Consider the following 16,472-nt stretch of genomic DNA (forward strand, 5'->3'; position numbering starts at 1 on the left):
GAATCGGCGGTCAGCCGGAAGCCCGGCGGACCGCCCAGGTACTTAGAGCAGGATGCGGCGGAAGTCTGCCAGCAGTGCCGCAAAGTACGTGTTGAAGCGCGCGGCCTCGGCGCCGTCGATCACGCGGTGGTCCCACGACAGCGACAGCGGCAGCGTCAGGCGCGGCGCGAACTGCTTGCCGTCCCACACCGGCTTCATGTACGACTTGCACACGCCCATGATGGCCACTTCCGGCGCGTTGATGATCGGCGTGAAGTACGTGCCGCCGATGCCGCCCAGCGACGAGATCGAGAAGCAGCCGCCCTGCATCTGGTCCGGCTTCAGCTTGCCGTCGCGGGCCAGCTTGGCCAGCTCGCCCATTTCCTGGCTGATCTCCAGCACGCCCTTCTTGTCGGCGTCCTTGATCACCGGCACGACCAGGCCGTTCGGCGTGTCAGCGGCAAAGCCGATGTTGAAGTACTTCTTCAGCACCAGGTTGTCGCCGTCCAGCGAGGCATTGAAGTTCGGGAACTTCTTCAGCGCCGCCACGGTGGCCTTGATCATGAACGCCAGCATCGTCACCTTGATGCCGGCCTTCTCGTTTTCCTTGTTCAGCTGCACGCGGAATGCTTCCAGCTCGGTGATGTCCGCCTCGTCGCAGTTCGTGACGTGCGGGATCATGACCCAGTTGCGGTGCAGGTTGGCACCCGAGATCTTCTTGATGCGCGACAGCGGCTTGGATTCCACCTCGCCGAAGCGCGTGAAATCGACCTTCGGCCACGGCAGCAGGTCCAGGCCGGCGCCCGAACCGCCGGCGGCGGCAGCGGCGGCCGGGGCAGCGGTCTGGCCCGACATCACGCCCTTGACGAAGCCCTGCACGTCCTGCTGCGTGATACGGCCCTTGGGGCCGGTGCCGGGCACGCGCGACACGTCCACGCCCAGTTCGCGCGCGAACTTGCGTACCGACGGGCTGGCGTGGGCGGCCTTGCCAGTCACGCCTTGCGCGGCGGCGGGCGCCGGGGCGGCGGCCGGGGTCGGTGCGGGCGACGGCGCGGCGGCAGCGGGTGCCGGTGCCGGTGCAGCGGCCGGAGCCGGCGCCGAGGCGGCCGGTGCGGCGGCGGCCGCGCCACCAGCGGCTTCCAGGATCAGGATCAGCGTGCCTTCGGCGACGTTGTCGCCGACCTTGACCTTCACTTCCTTGACCGTGCCGCCCTGCGGGGCCGGCACGTCCATCGTGGCCTTGTCGGATTCCAGCGTGACCAGCGCGTCCTCGGCGTTGATCGTGTCGCCGGCCTTGACGTGGACTTCGATCACCGGCACGGCGTCGTAGTCGCCGATGTCCGGCACCTTGACCTCGACGGTGCCACCGCCGGCCGGAGCCGGGGCAGGTGCCGGGGCGGCCGCGGGGGCCGGCGCGGCGGCTGCGGGCGCCGGGGCCGGTGCGGCGGCGGCCGGAGCCGGTGCGGGCGCCGGTGCCGACGCGGCGGCGCCGGCCGGTTCCAGCATTACCAGCACGGAGCCCTCGGCCACGTTGTCGCCGACCTTGATCTTCACTTCCTTGACCGTGCCGGCCTGCGGCGACGGCACGTCCATGGTGGCCTTGTCCGATTCCAGCGTGACCAGCGCGTCTTCCGCGTTGATCTGGTCGCCCGGCTTCACATGCACTTCGATGACGGGAACGGCGTCGTAGTCGCCGATGTCCGGCACCTTGATTTCAATCGCTTGACTCATTCAGTGTCTCTCCTGGGCAGCCGGCACCGTGGTCCGTTACGCGCAACGCGGCAAACGCAATCGGCGAGGTTACTCTCGCCGCACGCATCTGTCACGCTGCCGCGCATCACCTGCGCCGCCGGGCGCCGCCGGACCAGCCGGGGGCGCCCGCGGCGCGGCGGGGCGCCGTGCTGCGGGGGTTCAGTCGTGCAAGTCCGGGGTCAGACCGACATCGGGTTCGGCTTGTTCGGGTCGAGGTTGTACTTCTTGATCGCCTCGGCCACCTTCTCGCGGCCGATCGCACCCTCGTCGGCCAGCGCCTTCAGCGCGGCCACCGTCACCCAGTTGCGGTCCACTTCGAAGAAGTGGCGCAGCTTCTCGCGCGTATCCGAGCGGCCGAAGCCGTCGGTGCCCAGCACCACGTAGCGGCGCGGCACGAACGGACGGATTTGCTCGGCGAAGGCGCGGATGTAGTCGGTCGACGCGATCACCGGGCCGCGCACGCCCTTGAGCTTCTGGGCGACGAACGATTCGCGCGGTGTCTCGGTCGGGTGCAGCAGGTTGTAGCGCTCCGTGGCCTGGCCTTCGCGGGCCAGCTCGGTGAAGCTCGGGCAGCTCCAGATGTCCGATTCCACGCCCCAGTCCTTCTTGAGCATGTCGGCGGCGGCGATCACCTCGCGGAAGATCGTGCCCGAGCCCAGCAGCTGCACGCGCGGCGCGTTGCTGTTCTCCACGCCCTTGCGGAACTGGTACATGCCCTTGACGATGTCGCGTTCCACGCCAGCCGGCATTTCCGGATGCTCGTAGTTCTCGTTCATCACCGTCAGGTAGTAGTACACGTCTTCCTGCTCGGCGTACATGCGGCGCAGGCCGTCCTGCATGATCACGGCCAGCTCGTACTGGAACGTCGGGTCGTACGAGATGCAGTTCGGGATGGCAGCGTGGAACACGTGCGAGTGGCCGTCCTCGTGCTGCAGGCCCTCGCCGTTCAGCGTCGTGCGGCCCGACGTGCCGCCCAGCAGGAAGCCGCGCGAGCGCATGTCGGCGGCGGCCCAGCACAGGTCGCCGATCCGCTGGATGCCGAACATCGAGTAATAGATATAGAACGGGATCATCTGCACGCCGTGCGTCGAGTACGACGTGGCGGCGGCAATCCAGTCGCACATGGCGCCGGCTTCGTTGATGCCTTCCTGCAGCACCTGGCCCGTCTGCGATTCCTTGTAGAACATGAGCTGGTCATGGTCTTCGGGCACGTACTTCTGGCCTTCCTGGTTCCAGATGCCGACCTGGCGGAACAGGCCTTCCATGCCGAACGTGCGCGACTCGTCGGGCACGATGGGCACCACGTGCTTGCCGATCTGCTTGTCCTTGAGCAGCGTGTTCAGGATCCGCACGAACGCCATGGTCGTGGACACCTCGCGGCCTTCGCCGGTGGCCTTGAGCAGCGCGTCGAACGCCGACAGCTCGGGCACCTTCAGCGCCTCGGCCTTCTGGCGGCGGGTAGGCAGGTAGCCACCCAGGTTCATGCGCGCCTGGCGCATGTATTCCAGTTCCTTCGAACCTTCCTCGAAGGTCAGGTACGGCACTTCCTCCAGCTTCTCGTCCGGCACCGGAATGCTGAACTGGTCGCGGAACGCGCGGATGGCGTCCACCGGCATCTTCTTCTGCTGGTGGGCCACGTTCATGGCCTGGCCGGCGTCGCCCATGCCATAGCCCTTGATCGTCTTGGCCAGGATCAGCGTCGGCTGGCCCTTGTGCTCGCTGGCGGCCTTGTACGCGGCGTAGACCTTGTGCGGATCATGGCCGCCACGGTTCAGGCGCCAGATGTCGTCGTCGGACCAGTCGGCCACCATGGCCTTCAGTTCCGGCGTGTTGAAGAAGTGCTCGCGCACGTAGGCGCCGTCCTTGGCCTTGAAGGTCTGGTACTCGCCGTCCACGGCCTCCATCATCCGCTTCATCAGCAGGCCCTTGGTGTCGCGCGCCAGAAGCTGGTCCCAGCGGCTGCCCCAGACCACCTTGATCACGTTCCAGCCCGAACCGCGGAATTCCGATTCCAGTTCCTGGATGATCTTGCCGTTGCCGCGCACCGGACCGTCCAGGCGCTGCAGGTTGCAGTTGATCACGAAGACGAGGTTGTCCAGCTTCTCGCGGCCGGCCATGCCGATTGCGCCCAGCGATTCCGGCTCGTCGGTCTCGCCGTCGCCCAGGAAGGCCCAGACCTTGCGGTCGCCGGCCTTGGCCAGGCCGCGGCTGTCCAGGTACTTCATGAAGCGGGCCTGGTAGATGGCCATGATCGGGCCCAGGCCCATCGACACGGTCGGGAACTGCCAGAAGTCCGGCATCAGCCACGGGTGCGGGTACGACGAGATGCCCTTGCCGTCCACTTCCTGGCGGAAGTTGTCGAGCTGCTCGGTCGTCAGGCGGCCCAGCAGGAACGCGCGCGAGTAGACGCCCGGAGCCGAGTGGCCCTGGACGAAGACTAGGTCGCCGCCGCTCTGTTCCGACGGGGCGCGCCAGAAGTGGTTGTAGCCCACGTCATAGAGCGTGGCCGCCGAGGCGAACGACGAGATGTGGCCGCCGACGTTGGTGTGCTTGTTGGCGCGCAGCACCATGGCCATGGCGTTCCAGCGCGTGTACGAGCGGATGCGGTGCTCGATGTCCTGGTCGCCGGGAATGCGGGCCTGCTGCTCCACCGGGATGGTGTTGATGTACGGGGTCTCGGCGTGGAACGGCTGCGTCACGCCATTCACGCGCGCGTATTCGATCTGCTTGTCGATCAGGAAGGCTGCGCGTTCGGCGCCTTCCGCGTTCAGGACGCCCTGCAGGGCATCCAGCCATTCGTGCGTTTCCTGGGGATCTGCGTCGTTGGCGCTGCTGGCGCCGAGGATCTGCTCTGGTACAGCGGACATGACTGTCTCCTGGGTAAATTCCTGCCCCGGCGGCCGCCCGGTGGGGCGGTTATCGGTCGGCCGGTCTGACGGTGTTGACGTCGCGGCGAAAGCCTTGCCTTCCTGCCCTGGCATCGGTGTACGGTCCAGGACGGGGATCTTTCTTGTCGGGTCGCATCGCCCGGATCCTCAAGCTCAAGCGCATGGCTGGCGCCCGCATTTGTTCGGTCGAAGCGATTCTATGGAAGCACAGCAACCGCTGACAAGCTAAATTTTCAGATTACGAAGTCCTTTCTTATAATGTGAAATATTGCCGCAGTGCACCAGAAACCGCCCGGTGGCGCGGGCTGGCGGGTCGCCGGGCGCCGCGCCCCGGCTTGTGCCGGATAGGCGCTTTCCCCAAGCGACGCACTGCAATAAAGCCGATACACTGGCCGGTCGACCGTCAATCCCTTATGCAGTTCTTCGAACGAATCCTCTCCGGCCTGCGCACGGCCATCCTGCCCCCGGGCTCCGCCGGCACGGTCGGCGACGCCTCCCACGAGGTGCCGCCCGGCGTGGCATCGGCCCGTCACGGCGATGCGCACCCCGACCACCCCGACCACGGCGACCCGGCCGATCACGTCGACCATCCCGACGCGATGGAGCCGCTGGCCGCCCCGCCGCGCCGGCTGTGGATCATGCGCTGGCGCAACCTTGTGGCAACCAGCTGGTTCATGTTCATCCCGCTGGTGGCCATCGTGCTGTTTACGGTGGCGATGGGGGTGATCCTCTGGTCGCTGCACGAGACCGAGCGCCAGCAGCAGCGCGACGCGCTGTACCGCGACGCCGCCTGGGCGCAGCAGCGCGTGCGGCTGTCGCTGCTGAGCAACCAGGACCAGATGGCCTCGCTGGCGCGCGACATCGCCGCCGCACAGCTGGACCAGGGCGCCTACCGCACCGCCGCGCAGGAAATCCTGCGCGAGAACCCCGAGATCGTCTTCATCAACTGGCTCGATGCCACCAAGCGCGGGCGCTGGTCGCTGCCGTCGACGTCCGAGTTCGCCGGCCGGCTGCGCGAGACCGTGGACAAGCCGCTGGAACCCGAGGTGCTGGACACCTTCGACGCCGCGCGCGAGACCCAGCGCGTGGTCTACTCGCGCCCGCTGACCAACGACCGCGGCGACAGCTTCATGCTGATGGAAGTGCCGATCGTGCGCGACAACGAGTTCCTGGGCACCCTGGGCGCGCTCTATTCGATCAACGGCATCCTGACGCACCTGCTGCCGCCCGAGCTGACCGAGCGCTACCGCTTCTCGCTGATCGACAAGAACAACCAGACGCGCGCCAGCACGTCGGTGCGCCCGGTGCCGGGCAACGCGCTGTCGTACGAGGTGCTGCTGGACCCGCCCGGCCATTCGCTGTCGCTGCGGGCCGACGCCTATCCGCCGCCGTCGAACCTGCCCAACAACATGCTGCTGTGGCTGGTGGTGGGGCTGTCGTGCTTCCTGCTCTGGAGCCTCTGGAGCATGTGGCGGCACACGAGCCGCCGCTCCGAGGCCCAGCGCGCGCTGCTGGCCGAGACGTCGTTCCGGCGCGCGATGGAAAACTCGATGCTGATCGGCCTGCGCGCGCTGGACCTGAACGGCCGCATCACCTACGTGAACCCGGCGTTCTGCCGCATGACGGGCTGGGCCGAGACCGAGCTGGTCGGCCGCATCCCGCCCTTCCCCTACTGGCCGCCGAACGACCAGCAGGAGATGCAGAAGCAGATCGACCTGACGCTGCAGGGCAAGTCCCCCGCCACCGGCTACGAGATGCGCGTGATGCGCCGCGACGGCAGCAGCTTCTTTGCGCGGATGTACGTCTCGCCGCTGGTGGACAGCCGCGGCCGCCACACGGGCTGGATGAGTTCGATGACGGACATCACCGAGCCCAAGCGCGCCCGCGAGGAACTGGCCGCCGCGCACGACCGCTTCACCACGGTGCTGGAAAGCCTGGACGCCGCGGTGTCGGTGCTGGCCACCGACAAGGCCGAACTGCTGTTCGCCAACCGCTACTACCGCCAGTTGTTCGGCTGGGAGGCCGAGGGCCACCTGAAGCTGGCCGGCGACGACTTCGACAAGGAGCAGATGTCGAGCGACAACACCGACTTTGTCGATGCCTACGCCGGCCTGCCCGCATCGGAGCTGATGCCGTACGCGTCTGACGCGCGCGAGGTGTTCGTGCCCGACATGCAGAAGTGGTTCGAGGTGCGCCGCCGCTACATCCAGTGGGTGGACGGCCACCTGGCGCAGATGCAGATCGCCACGGACATCACCGTGCGCAAGGCGGCCGAGGAAATGGCCCGCCAGCACGAGGAACGCATCCAGTTCACCAGCCGCCTGACCACGATGGGCGAGATGGCGTCGTCGCTGGCGCACGAGCTGAACCAGCCGCTGGCCGCCATCAACAACTACTGCATGGGCGCCGTGGCGCGGCTGCACTCGGGCCGCAGCACGCCGCAGGACCTGATTCCGGTGCTGGAGAAGACGTCGGCCCAGGCCGTGCGGGCCGGCACCATCATCAGCCGCATCCGCGGCTTCGTGAAGCGCAGCCAGCCGCAGCGGCGCGAGGCGGCGCTGCACGACATCGTGGCCGACGCCGTGGGCCTGGCGGACCTGGAAGCCACGCGCCGCCGCGTGACCATCCTGACCCGCCTGCCCGCCCCGCCGCTGATGCTCTACGTCGACCCGGTGCTGATCGAGCAGGTGCTGGTCAACCTGCTCAAGAACGCCGTGGAAGCCATGGCCGGCCTGCCCGCCATGCGCGCCGCCGGCGTGGTGCGGCTGCACGCGCGGGTCGAGAACGTCGAGTTCGGCCAGTGCGTCTGCATCGACGTGATCGACCAGGGCCCGGGCGTGGACGAGGCCACCAAGGAACGGCTGTTCGAGCCGTTCTTCAGCACGAAGTCCGACGGGATGGGCATGGGCCTGAATATCTGCCGCTCGATCATCGAATCGCACCAGGGGCGCCTCTGGGTCGAAAACAATGTGGACGGCATCGGTTGTACGTTTAAAATCACCCTGCCGCTGCAGCCGGCGCTGCCCGAACAGTAACGGGCGCACCCCCTGGCATGCCGGGCGACCCTCTGCCGCGGGGCATCGGGAGGCCGCCCGGACCGTTTGCCCAGGGGTGTTGCGCACCGGCGCATGCAGTTACACTTCGTTGCAAACGACTTTGCCCCAGGAGACTTCATGACCGCAACGCCCAGCCCAACGCCGCATCGTGGCGAGACCGTCTTCATCGTCGACGACGATGAAGCGATGCGCGACTCGCTGACCTGGCTGCTAGAGGGCAACGGCTACCAGGTGCGCAGCTTCAACAGCGCCGAGCAGTTCCTGTCCGCCTACGACGCCGGCGCGGTGTCGTGCCTGATCCTCGACGTGCGCATGCCGGGCATGAGCGGCCCGGAACTGCAGGAGCGCATGATTGCCGAGAACATCGACATCCCGATCGTGTTCATCACCGGCCATGGCGACGTGCCGATGGCCGTGTCGACCATGAAGCGCGGCGCCGTGGACTTCATCGAGAAACCGTTCGACGAGTCCGAACTGCGCGCGCTGGTGGAACGGATGCTGCAGAAGGCCCGCACCGACCATTCCGCCGCCCGCGAGCAGCGCGCCGCCAAGGACCTGCTGGCCAAGCTGACCACGCGCGAACAGCAGGTGCTGGAGCGCATCGTGGCCGGCCGCCTGAACAAGCAGATTGCCGACGACCTGGGCATTTCCATCAAGACCGTGGAGGCGCACCGCGCCAACATCATGGAAAAGCTCAACGTCAACACCGTGGCCGACCTGCTGCGCCTGGCGCTGTCGCGCAACGCCTGAGCCGTCCGCGCCCGGCCTGTTCCCCCTCCCGCCGCGCGGGAGCGGGACGCCCCCCCTACTTCCCCCGCAGATAGTCCTCGTCGGCAAACGTCACCACCCATTGCGGGCGGTAGATGACGAAGATCGCCACCAGCATGCCGCTCAGGAACGCCTCGCCAAACGCGATGACGACCACGCCGGTCAGGCTTTCGGCGGCCGACAGGCCCACGTCGGCCGGAAATCCCGTGTGCGCCAGCCACGCCACGCGCAGCGCGCCGGCCACGATGGCCGCCAGCAGCGCGGCAAAGTAGCCGTGGCCCAGGATGAAGATGAACAGGTGGCGCGGCAGCCAGCGCCGCATGGCCGCCTGCAGCGCCACCGTCACGAAGGCGGGCACGGCCGCCATCCAGACGAAGCGCGGCGCCAGCGACACCCAGTGGATGTCCTGCCAGGCCAGGCCGGACAGGTAGGCCAGCCCCAGCAGCGAGATCACGTTGGCAACCGCCAGCGACACCAGCGCCAGCGGCAGCCCGAACATCGTCACGGCCAGCGTGGCGCCCATCAGCTGGATCACCACCCCGCCGCCCAGCGTGGCGCGCGCCGACCAGAGCAGCGCCAGCAGCACCAGCGTGCCCAGCCAGGCATGCTGCAGCGGTTCCCGGTCCAGCACCCGCCACGGCCGCTGGGCCAGCGCCCAGGCCAGCACCGCCACGGCCAGCGTGGGCAGCGGCCAGGTCGCCAGCAATTCCTGAATTGAAGATTCTTCGATGTCCATCGCCGGATGCTAGCAGCCGCCGGGGCCCGTTTGCTTGCATCGCGTCAAGGCGTCGCCGAATGCCGCCGACCCCTTATAATTCGGCTTTTGCCCCGCGCAGGCCCCCTTGGCGCGCGGCGCGCCGCCCCATCCTTCCAGCCTTTCCAGTCACGTACACCCATGTCCGCCCAACTGATCGACGGTAACGCCCTTGCCAAACAAATCCGTGCCGAGGCCGCCCAGCGCGCCGCCCGCCTGACCGCCGCCGGCCACCAGCCGGGCCTGGCCGTGGTGCTGGTGGGCGAGGACCCCGCCAGCCAGGTCTACGTGCGCAACAAGGTCAAGGCGTGCGAGGACAACGGCTTTTACTCGTCGCTGGACCGCTATCCGGCCGATCTGTCCGAAGCCGACCTGCTGGCCCGCATCGACGCGCTGAACCACGACCCGAAGATCCACGGCATCCTAGTGCAGTTGCCGCTGCCCAGGCACATCGACAGCCACAAGGTGCTCGAAGCCATCGCCCCCGAAAAGGACGTCGACGGCTTCCACGTGGCCAACGCCGGCGCGCTGATGACCGGCGCCCCGCTGTTCCGCCCCTGCACGCCCTACGGCTGCATGAAGATGCTGGAGTCGATCCAGTACCCGCTGCGCGGCGCCCGCGCCGTGGTGATCGGCGCCTCGAACATCGTCGGCAAGCCGATGGCCATGCTGCTGCTGCAGGCTGGCGCAACCGTCACCATCTGCAACAGCAAGACGCGCGACCTGGCCGCCCATACCCGTGACGCCGACGTGATCGTGGCCGCCGTGGGCCGCCGTAACATCCTGACGGCCGACATGGTCAAGCCGGGCGCCGTGGTAATCGACGTGGGCATGAACCGCAACGACGAAGGCAAGCTCTGCGGCGACGTGGACTTTGCCGGCGTGCGCGAGGTGGCCGGCCACATCACGCCGGTGCCGGGGGGCGTGGGCCCGATGACGATCACGATGCTGCTGGTGAACACGCTGGAAGCGGCCGAGCGCACCGCCGGCCTGGCCTGATACCGGGCGCCGGGGCGCGCCGGACGCGCGCCAATCGGCCCGATAGCAAAGTCGTACTGGATATTTGGCCGCCAAGGCCTCATCTTGCACAGGTACATCGTGCCGCCGTGCGCTGTTGCCGCGGCACGCCAACCGGGAATCGCCATGACTGACACCACCGACCGCGCCAACAATCCCCTGCTGGATTTCTCCGATCTGCCGCGCTTTGCGGAGATCCGCCCCGAGCACATCGGCCCGGCGCTCGACGTGCTGCTGGCCCAGGCCCAGGCCGCCGTCGATCGCGCCGAAGACCCGGCCACCCCGGCCACCTGGCTGACCGCCGTGGAAGCGCTGGAAGCAGCCACCGAGCCGCTGGGCCGCGCCTGGGGCGTGGTGGGCCACCTGAGCGCCGTGGCGGACACGCCCGAGCTGCGCAAGGCACACGCCGACAACCTGCCGCGCATGACCGAGTTCTGGTCGTCGCTGGGCCAGAGCCTGGCCCTGTACGAAAAGTACAAGGCCGTGGCCGCCGGGCCCGAGTTTGCCGGGCTGTCCCCGGCCCGCAAGCAACTGCTGGAAAACGAGCTGCGCGGCTTCCGCCTGGGTGGCGCCGAACTGCCCGAGGACAGCAAGCCGCGCTTTGCCGAGATCCAGGAGCAGCAGGCGCAGTTGTCCAAGGCTTTCTCGGACCACGTGCTCGACGCCACCAACGCCTACGCGCTCTACGTCGAGGACGAGGCGCGCCTGGCCGGCATCCCGGCCGACGCCCAGGAAGCCGCCCGGCTGGCCGCCGAGAAGGACGGCAAGGGCGGCTGGAAGTTCACGCTGCACTTCCCGTCGTACTTCCCGGTGCTGCAGTACGCCGACGACCGCGCGCTGCGCCAGACGATGTACGAGGCCAGCGTCACGCGCGCGTCTGAACTGGGTCCGCAGTACAACAACGGCCAGGCCGACTGGGACAACACGTCCAACATGCGCGAGCAGCTGACGCTGCGCCGGGAAGAGGCGCGGATGCTTGGCTACAACAACTACGGCGAAGTGTCGCTGGTGCCCAAGATGGCCGAATCGCCGGCCGACGTGCTCAAGTTCCTGGACGAACTGGCCGTCAAGGCCCGCCCCTACGCCGAGGCCGACTGGAAGGAACTGCGCGCGTTCGCGGCCGCCGAGCTGGGCCTGGACGAGATCGCGCCGTGGGACGTGGCCTATGCGTCCGAGAAGCTGCGCCAGAAGCGCTACGCGTTCTCCGACGACGAGGTGAAGCAGTACTTCCAGGAGCCCAAGGTGCTGGAGGGGCTGTTCGGCGTGGTCGAGAAGCTGTTCTCGGTCAGCATCCAGCCGGACCAGGCCCAGACCTGGCACAAGGACGTGCGGTTCTTCCGCGTGGTGTCGCCGCAGGGCGCGCTGCTGGCCCAGTTCTACATCGACCTGTACGCCCGCGAAGGCAAGCGCGGCGGCGCCTGGATGGACGACGCCCGCGGCCGCAAGGAGCGCGACAACGGCACGGTGCAGACCCCGGTGGCCTACCTGACGTGCAATTTCACGGCGCCCGTGGGCGGCAAGCCGGCGCTGTTCACGCATGACGAAGTCATCACTTTGTTCCACGAGTTCGGCCACGGCCTGCACCACATGCTGACGCAGGTGGGCGACCTTGGCGTGTCCGGCATCAACGGCGTGGAATGGGATGCCGTGGAGCTGCCGTCGCAGTTCATGGAGAACTTCTGTTGGGAGTACGAGGTGCTGGCCACGATGACGGCCCACGTCGACACCGGCGAGCCGCTGCCGCGCGTGCTGTTCGACCGCATGCTGGCAGCCAAGAACTTCCAGAACGGCATGATGACGCTGCGCCAGATCGTGTTCTCGTCGTTCGACATGCACCTGCACACCGACTACGACCCGCAGGGCGACGTGTCGGTGCTGGAACTGTCGCGCCAGATCAACGACAGCAAGCACGTGGTGCCGCAGTCGCCGCTGTCGCGCTGGCCGAACACGTTCAGCCACATCTTTGCGGGCGGCTACGCGGCCGGCTACTACAGCTACAAGTGGGCCGAGGTGCTGTCCGCCGACGTCTATGCCGCGTTCGAGGAAGCGGGCCAGCTCTCGGGCAGCGTGCTCGATGGCGAGGTAGGCGAGCGTTACCGCCGCGAGATCCTGTCGGTGGGCGGCAGCCGGCCGGCCATGGAGTCGTTCGTGGCGTTCCGCGGCCGCGCGCCGCAGATCGACGCGCTGCTGCGGCACGGCGGCATGGCGGAAACGGCAGCCGCCGCGGCCTGACCGCCCTGCCCCGCGCGCGCCCGGCCCATGGACTCCGCGATCCCGATCCGCACGGAGTGTCCGCCGGGCGCCTGCGACTGCCGGCGCGAACTGCTGCTGGACGACCCGGCCGCCGACCGCCGCATCCTGATGCTGACCCAGCACGAGGAAAAGCGGCTCGTCGCGCGGCTGGAGGCCATCGAGACCCTGGCCGACCTGCGCCGGATGCAGGACCGGATGCGCGCGCAGCTTGGCATCGTCGTGACGATCACCCCGAGCGACAACGAGGTGCGCACGGTCAAGGGCTTCGACATCGACGTGACCGACCAGCCGGGCCTGTGCCGCAAGACGCGCGCGGCCATCCCGGCCGCCATCCGGCGCTGCATGAAAACCCAACCGCAGATCGCCTTCGACCTGCTGAACGAGCGCGACCTGCTTGGTGGCCTGTTCGGCCAACCACCCTCACAAGAATAACGACCGATGAGAATCGCGAGCTGGAACGTCAACTCCCTGAAGGTGCGCCTGCCGCAGGTGCTGCAATGGCTGGCCGCGCAGGACGCCGCGGGCACGCCCGTCGACGCGCTGTGCCTGCAGGAACTGAAGCTGCCCGACGACAAGTACCCGCTGGCCGAGCTGGAAGCGGCCGGCTTCCACAGCATCTACACGGGCCAGAAGACGTACAACGGCGTGGCCATCGTCGCGCGCGACGGCACCATGCCGGCGCCGACCGACGTGGTGCGCAACATCCCCGGCTACGAGGACACCCAGCAGCGCGTGGTGGCCGGCACCTACGGCGACGTGCGGCTGATCAGCGCGTATTTTCCGAACGGCCAGGCGCTCGATTCGGTCAAGTTCGTCTACAAGCTCGACTGGCTCAAGGCCATGACCGACTGGCTGCGCGCCGAGATGATCAAGTACCCCAGGCTGGCGCTGCTGGGCGACTTCAACATCGCGCCCGAAGACCGCGACGTGCACGATCCGGCCAAGTGGGAGGGCCAGAACCTGGTCTCGCCGCCCGAGCGCGACGCGTTCAAGGCGCTGATCGCGATGGGGCTGGTCGATTCGTTCCGCATGTTCGAGCAGCCCGAGAAGACGTTCTCGTGGTGGGACTACCGGATGATGGGCTTCCGCCGCAACGCGGGCCTGCGCATCGACCACATCCTGCTGTCGCCGGCGCTGGCCGAGCACTGCACGACCTGCCTGATCGACAAGGAACCGCGCCGCTGGGAGCAGCCGTCCGACCATACCCCGGTCGTCGCCACGCTCCAGCTCGCCTGAGCCGATGAGCGCCGTCCGCGCCAACGCCGCCGCCACCCCTGCCCTGCACCGCTGGTTCCCGTGGCTGGCGCGCGTGACGCCGCTGACGCTGCGCGCGGACCTGATCGCCGGGCTGCTGGGCGCGGTGCTGGTGCTGCCGCAGGGCGTGGCGTTCGCCACGCTGGCCGGCCTGCCGCCGCAGTACGGCATCTACACGGCCGTGGTGCCGTGCATCGTCGCCGCGCTGTTCGGATCGAGCTGGCACGTGATGTCGGGGCCGACCAACGCCAATTCGCTGGCGCTGTTCGCGATGCTCAGCCCGGTGGCGTTCGCGGGCAGTCCGGCCTATATCGCGCTGGCGCTGGCCGTGACGATGCTGGTGGGCATCCTGCAACTGGCGGTGGGCGCGCTGCGGCTGGGGTCGCTGGCAAACTTCATCTCGCCGTCGGTGCTGCTGGGCTTCACGTGCGGGGCGGCCACGCTGATCGGGCTCTACGCGCTCAAGGACCTGTTCGGGCTGGCCGTGCCCACCGGCACCAGCGCGTTCGGTGTGGTGCGCTATCTGGCGGAGAACGTCGACACGATCAACGTCGGCGCGGTGATCGTCGGCGCCGTGACGCTGGCCGCGACCGTCGCGGTCAAGCGGATGTCACGCAAGCTGCCGTTCATGCTGCTGGGCCTGCTGGCCGGCTATGGCGTGGCGATGCTGCTGAACCATGGCGGCTGGCTGGGCGGCAACGCCGGGCACGTCGACGTGGTGGGGCCGATCCCGTCGGCCATCCCGCCGTTCCACCTGCCGGACATCAACTGGCGCACCGTGCCGGACCTGCTGGGCATTGCCGCCGCGCTGACCATCGTCGCGCTGGGCCAGTCGATTTCGATCGCCAAGGCCGTGGCGCTGCGGTCCGGCCAGCACGTGGACGCCAACCGCGAGTTCATCGGCCAGGGGCTGTCGAACATCGCCGGCGGGCTGTTTTCGAGCTACATCTCGTGCGGGTCGCTGAACCGGTCGATGCCGAACTTCGAGGCCGGCGCGCGGACGCCGCTGGCCAGCGTGTTCTCGGCGCTGCTGCTGGTGGCGCTGGTCACGGTCAGCGCGCCGCTGCTGGCCCAAATTCCGCTGGCCGCCATCGCCGCCATGCTGCTGCTCGTGGCGTGGGGCCTGTTCGACTTCCAGCGGCTGCGGCGGATTGCGCGGCTGTCGCGCACCGAGTTCGCCATCGCGGTCGGCACGTTCGTCGCCACGCTGGTCATCCGGCTGGAAATGGCGGTGCTACTTGGCACGATCCTGTCGCTGGTGGCCTACCTGTACCGCACGTCGCGCCCGGCCGTGCGCAGCCTGGTGCCGGACGCCGACGACCCGGGCCGGCGCTTTACGCCACTGGACGAACTACGACGTCCGCAGCCCGAATGCCCGCAGCTCAAGCTGCTGCGCATGGAAGGGGCGATCTACTTTGGCGCCGTGCAGTACGTGACCGATCGCCTGCACGGGCTGCGCACCGGCGATGCCGGGCAGAAACACCTGCTGGCGATGACCAAGAGCATGAACTTCATCGACCTGGCGGGCGCGGAAATGTGGGAGGCGGAACTGACCGAACGCCGCGCGGCGGGCGGCGACCTCTACTTCCACCGGCCGCGCACGCAGGTGCTGGAGACCTGGGAGCAGACCGGCTTTACCGACAAGCTCGGCCGCGACCATGTCTTTCCGACCAAGCGGCAGGCACTGCACACGATCATCGCGCGGCTGTCGCCCGAGATCTGCGCCCAGTGCCAGGTGCGCATCTTCGAGGAATGCGCGCAGCAGCCGGGCGGCCCGCACTACGCGCCGGCCCCGGACAAGGCCAGCCAGCCGGCACCCGTGCAGCGGGCCTGAATGGCAAAGCCTGCCGATGGCCGGCGTCGTCGACGCGGTCGGACCTTGAAAAAACTGCAAGAAAAACAGCAAGAGACAGCTTGAAAGGATGCGCCGGGGAATCCGGGCACCTGGCGCGCCGGCCGGCCCGCGGTGAAGCGGAACCGAAGCCGGCGGCGGAGGGTTGTTACCGTCGGTCGGTCTTCAGACCGGCGCCACGTGCGCGCGCTTGACCACGACCGGCTGGGGCACGCCCTGCTCGATCAGCACCACGGCCGCGCGTTCGATCGTGTCACGACCGGCGCGGAACGCCTCTTCCAGCGACAACACCTGGTCGGCACTGAAGCCTTCCCAAAGCGCTTCGCGTGTTACCACGCATGTCACTTGCTCGCCATCGACAAGCGCGTGGAACAGCAAACCCTCGTTGTTGATGTCGTAGCGGTCTTGCTCCTGGAATTTGATTTCCATCATCACAGCCCTCCATATGCAAGTGGAAAAGAATCCTAACATGGCTTTGCGGAAATCGTCTTCGATCCCCTGCACTGCGCAGGCAGAATGCGATTCGTCTCAATGACCGGTGGCGGGTACGGCAAGTTCCATCGACGTGCGTCGCGATGGGTCGGTTCACACCGTCGCCCGTCGGTCGATCGCCGAGCATCGCATGCGCGTGTGTCAGCGCGATGTGCCATGGTGCCGGACGCGCGCGACGCGGCCGGTGCGCGCGTCCGGACCATTCATGCGGGCCCCGCATGAAACGTTTGACAAAGCCAGAAATGCTGCTAGAATCTCGGTCTTCGTCGGGGCGTTAGCTCAGTTGGTAGAGCAGCGGACTCTTAATCCGTAGGTCGAGTGTTCGAGTCACTCACGCCCCACCAGACACCAGAAAGGCCGGAAGCAGCAATGCTTCCGGCCTTTTGCTTTTCCACGATTGCCGCGAT

At 67.9% G+C, this 16,472-nt stretch carries 11 protein-coding genes and 1 tRNA gene; 8 read left to right on the forward strand and 4 right to left on the reverse strand.

Annotated features, from left to right (window positions below; translation table 11 throughout):
* Nucleotides 1–42: 42 nt before the first annotated feature.
* Entirely contained in the window at nucleotides 43–1,710 is a 1,668-nt protein-coding gene (aceF, locus tag QTN24_RS14885) for a dihydrolipoyllysine-residue acetyltransferase (RefSeq protein ID WP_313837856.1), read from the reverse strand.
* Between the two features lie 200 nt (nucleotides 1,711–1,910).
* A complete protein-coding gene (gene aceE, locus QTN24_RS14890) occupies nucleotides 1,911–4,598 on the reverse strand; it encodes a pyruvate dehydrogenase (acetyl-transferring), homodimeric type (protein ID WP_313837857.1) in 2,688 nt (895 codons plus the stop codon).
* Nucleotides 4,599–5,032: 434 nt separating this feature from the next.
* Between aceE and QTN24_RS14895 the strand changes: the two genes are divergently transcribed.
* Both QTN24_RS14895 and QTN24_RS14900 read left to right on the forward strand, forming a co-directional pair.
* A complete protein-coding gene (locus tag QTN24_RS14895) occupies nucleotides 5,033–7,654 on the forward strand; it encodes a PAS domain S-box protein (RefSeq protein WP_124684485.1) in 2,622 nt (873 codons plus the stop codon).
* Between the two features lie 138 nt (nucleotides 7,655–7,792).
* The gene (locus tag QTN24_RS14900; protein ID WP_124684486.1) at nucleotides 7,793–8,425 is read left to right on the forward strand and encodes a response regulator transcription factor; all 633 of its coding nucleotides are present in this window, start codon (nucleotides 7,793–7,795) and stop codon (nucleotides 8,423–8,425) included.
* Nucleotides 8,426–8,480: 55 nt separating this feature from the next.
* Here QTN24_RS14900 and QTN24_RS14905 read toward each other — a convergent pair whose 3' ends face one another.
* A complete protein-coding gene (locus QTN24_RS14905; protein ID WP_313837858.1) occupies nucleotides 8,481–9,179 on the reverse strand; it encodes an energy-coupling factor ABC transporter permease in 699 nt (232 codons plus the stop codon).
* Between the two features lie 159 nt (nucleotides 9,180–9,338).
* On the opposite strand from QTN24_RS14905, the gene folD reads away from it, so the two are divergent.
* The 5 genes from folD (at nucleotide 9,339) to QTN24_RS14930 (ending at nucleotide 15,555) form a co-directional block, all read left to right on the forward strand.
* Nucleotides 9,339–10,196: a bifunctional methylenetetrahydrofolate dehydrogenase/methenyltetrahydrofolate cyclohydrolase FolD gene (folD, locus tag QTN24_RS14910; protein WP_313837859.1), complete on the forward strand. Its 858-nt coding sequence runs from the start codon at nucleotides 9,339–9,341 to the stop codon at nucleotides 10,194–10,196.
* A 144-nt stretch (nucleotides 10,197–10,340) separates the two neighbouring features.
* Nucleotides 10,341–12,446, forward strand: a complete 2,106-nt coding sequence (locus tag QTN24_RS14915; RefSeq protein ID WP_313837860.1) for a M3 family metallopeptidase — start codon at nucleotides 10,341–10,343, stop codon at nucleotides 12,444–12,446.
* A gap of 27 nt (nucleotides 12,447–12,473) precedes the next feature.
* A complete protein-coding gene (locus QTN24_RS14920) occupies nucleotides 12,474–12,899 on the forward strand; it encodes a hypothetical protein (protein WP_313837861.1) in 426 nt (141 codons plus the stop codon).
* A gap of 6 nt (nucleotides 12,900–12,905) precedes the next feature.
* Nucleotides 12,906–13,703, forward strand: coding sequence for an exodeoxyribonuclease III (gene xth, locus QTN24_RS14925; RefSeq protein WP_313837862.1), 798 nt, complete (start codon nucleotides 12,906–12,908; stop codon nucleotides 13,701–13,703).
* 4 nt (nucleotides 13,704–13,707) lie between these two features.
* Nucleotides 13,708–15,555, forward strand: coding sequence for a SulP family inorganic anion transporter (locus tag QTN24_RS14930; RefSeq protein ID WP_216643958.1), 1,848 nt, complete (start codon nucleotides 13,708–13,710; stop codon nucleotides 15,553–15,555).
* Nucleotides 15,556–15,738: 183 nt separating this feature from the next.
* Here the strand turns inward: QTN24_RS14930 and QTN24_RS14935 are convergent, their stop codons facing one another.
* Nucleotides 15,739–16,002, reverse strand: coding sequence for a DUF1488 domain-containing protein (locus tag QTN24_RS14935; RefSeq protein WP_066738920.1), 264 nt, complete (start codon nucleotides 16,000–16,002; stop codon nucleotides 15,739–15,741).
* A 331-nt stretch (nucleotides 16,003–16,333) separates the two neighbouring features.
* Between QTN24_RS14935 and QTN24_RS14940 the strand changes: the two genes are divergently transcribed.
* A tRNA-Lys gene (locus QTN24_RS14940) sits at nucleotides 16,334–16,409 on the forward strand.
* Nucleotides 16,410–16,472 lie beyond the last annotated feature (63 nt).

This window comes from Cupriavidus sp. SZY C1 (assembly GCF_032190535.1).
Lineage (GTDB): Bacteria > Pseudomonadota > Gammaproteobacteria > Burkholderiales > Burkholderiaceae > Cupriavidus > Cupriavidus pauculus_C.

Excerpts from the sequence above, each read along its gene's own strand:
- aceF (WP_313837856.1), bottom strand. The coding sequence starts at position 1,710 with ATGAGTCAAGCGATTGAAATCAAGGTGCCGGACATCGGCGACTACGAC.
- aceE (WP_313837857.1), bottom strand. The coding sequence starts at position 4,598 with ATGTCCGCTGTACCAGAGCAGATCCTCGGCGCCAGCAGCGCCAACGAC.
- QTN24_RS14895 (WP_124684485.1), top strand. The coding sequence starts at position 5,033 with ATGCAGTTCTTCGAACGAATCCTCTCCGGCCTGCGCACGGCCATCCTG.
- QTN24_RS14900 (WP_124684486.1), top strand. The coding sequence starts at position 7,793 with ATGACCGCAACGCCCAGCCCAACGCCGCATCGTGGCGAGACCGTCTTC.
- QTN24_RS14905 (WP_313837858.1), bottom strand. The coding sequence starts at position 9,179 with ATGGACATCGAAGAATCTTCAATTCAGGAATTGCTGGCGACCTGGCCG.
- folD (WP_313837859.1), top strand. The coding sequence starts at position 9,339 with ATGTCCGCCCAACTGATCGACGGTAACGCCCTTGCCAAACAAATCCGT.
- QTN24_RS14915 (WP_313837860.1), top strand. The coding sequence starts at position 10,341 with ATGACTGACACCACCGACCGCGCCAACAATCCCCTGCTGGATTTCTCC.
- QTN24_RS14920 (WP_313837861.1), top strand. The coding sequence starts at position 12,474 with ATGGACTCCGCGATCCCGATCCGCACGGAGTGTCCGCCGGGCGCCTGC.
- xth (WP_313837862.1), top strand. The coding sequence starts at position 12,906 with ATGAGAATCGCGAGCTGGAACGTCAACTCCCTGAAGGTGCGCCTGCCG.
- QTN24_RS14930 (WP_216643958.1), top strand. The coding sequence starts at position 13,708 with ATGAGCGCCGTCCGCGCCAACGCCGCCGCCACCCCTGCCCTGCACCGC.
- QTN24_RS14935 (WP_066738920.1), bottom strand. The coding sequence starts at position 16,002 with ATGGAAATCAAATTCCAGGAGCAAGACCGCTACGACATCAACAACGAG.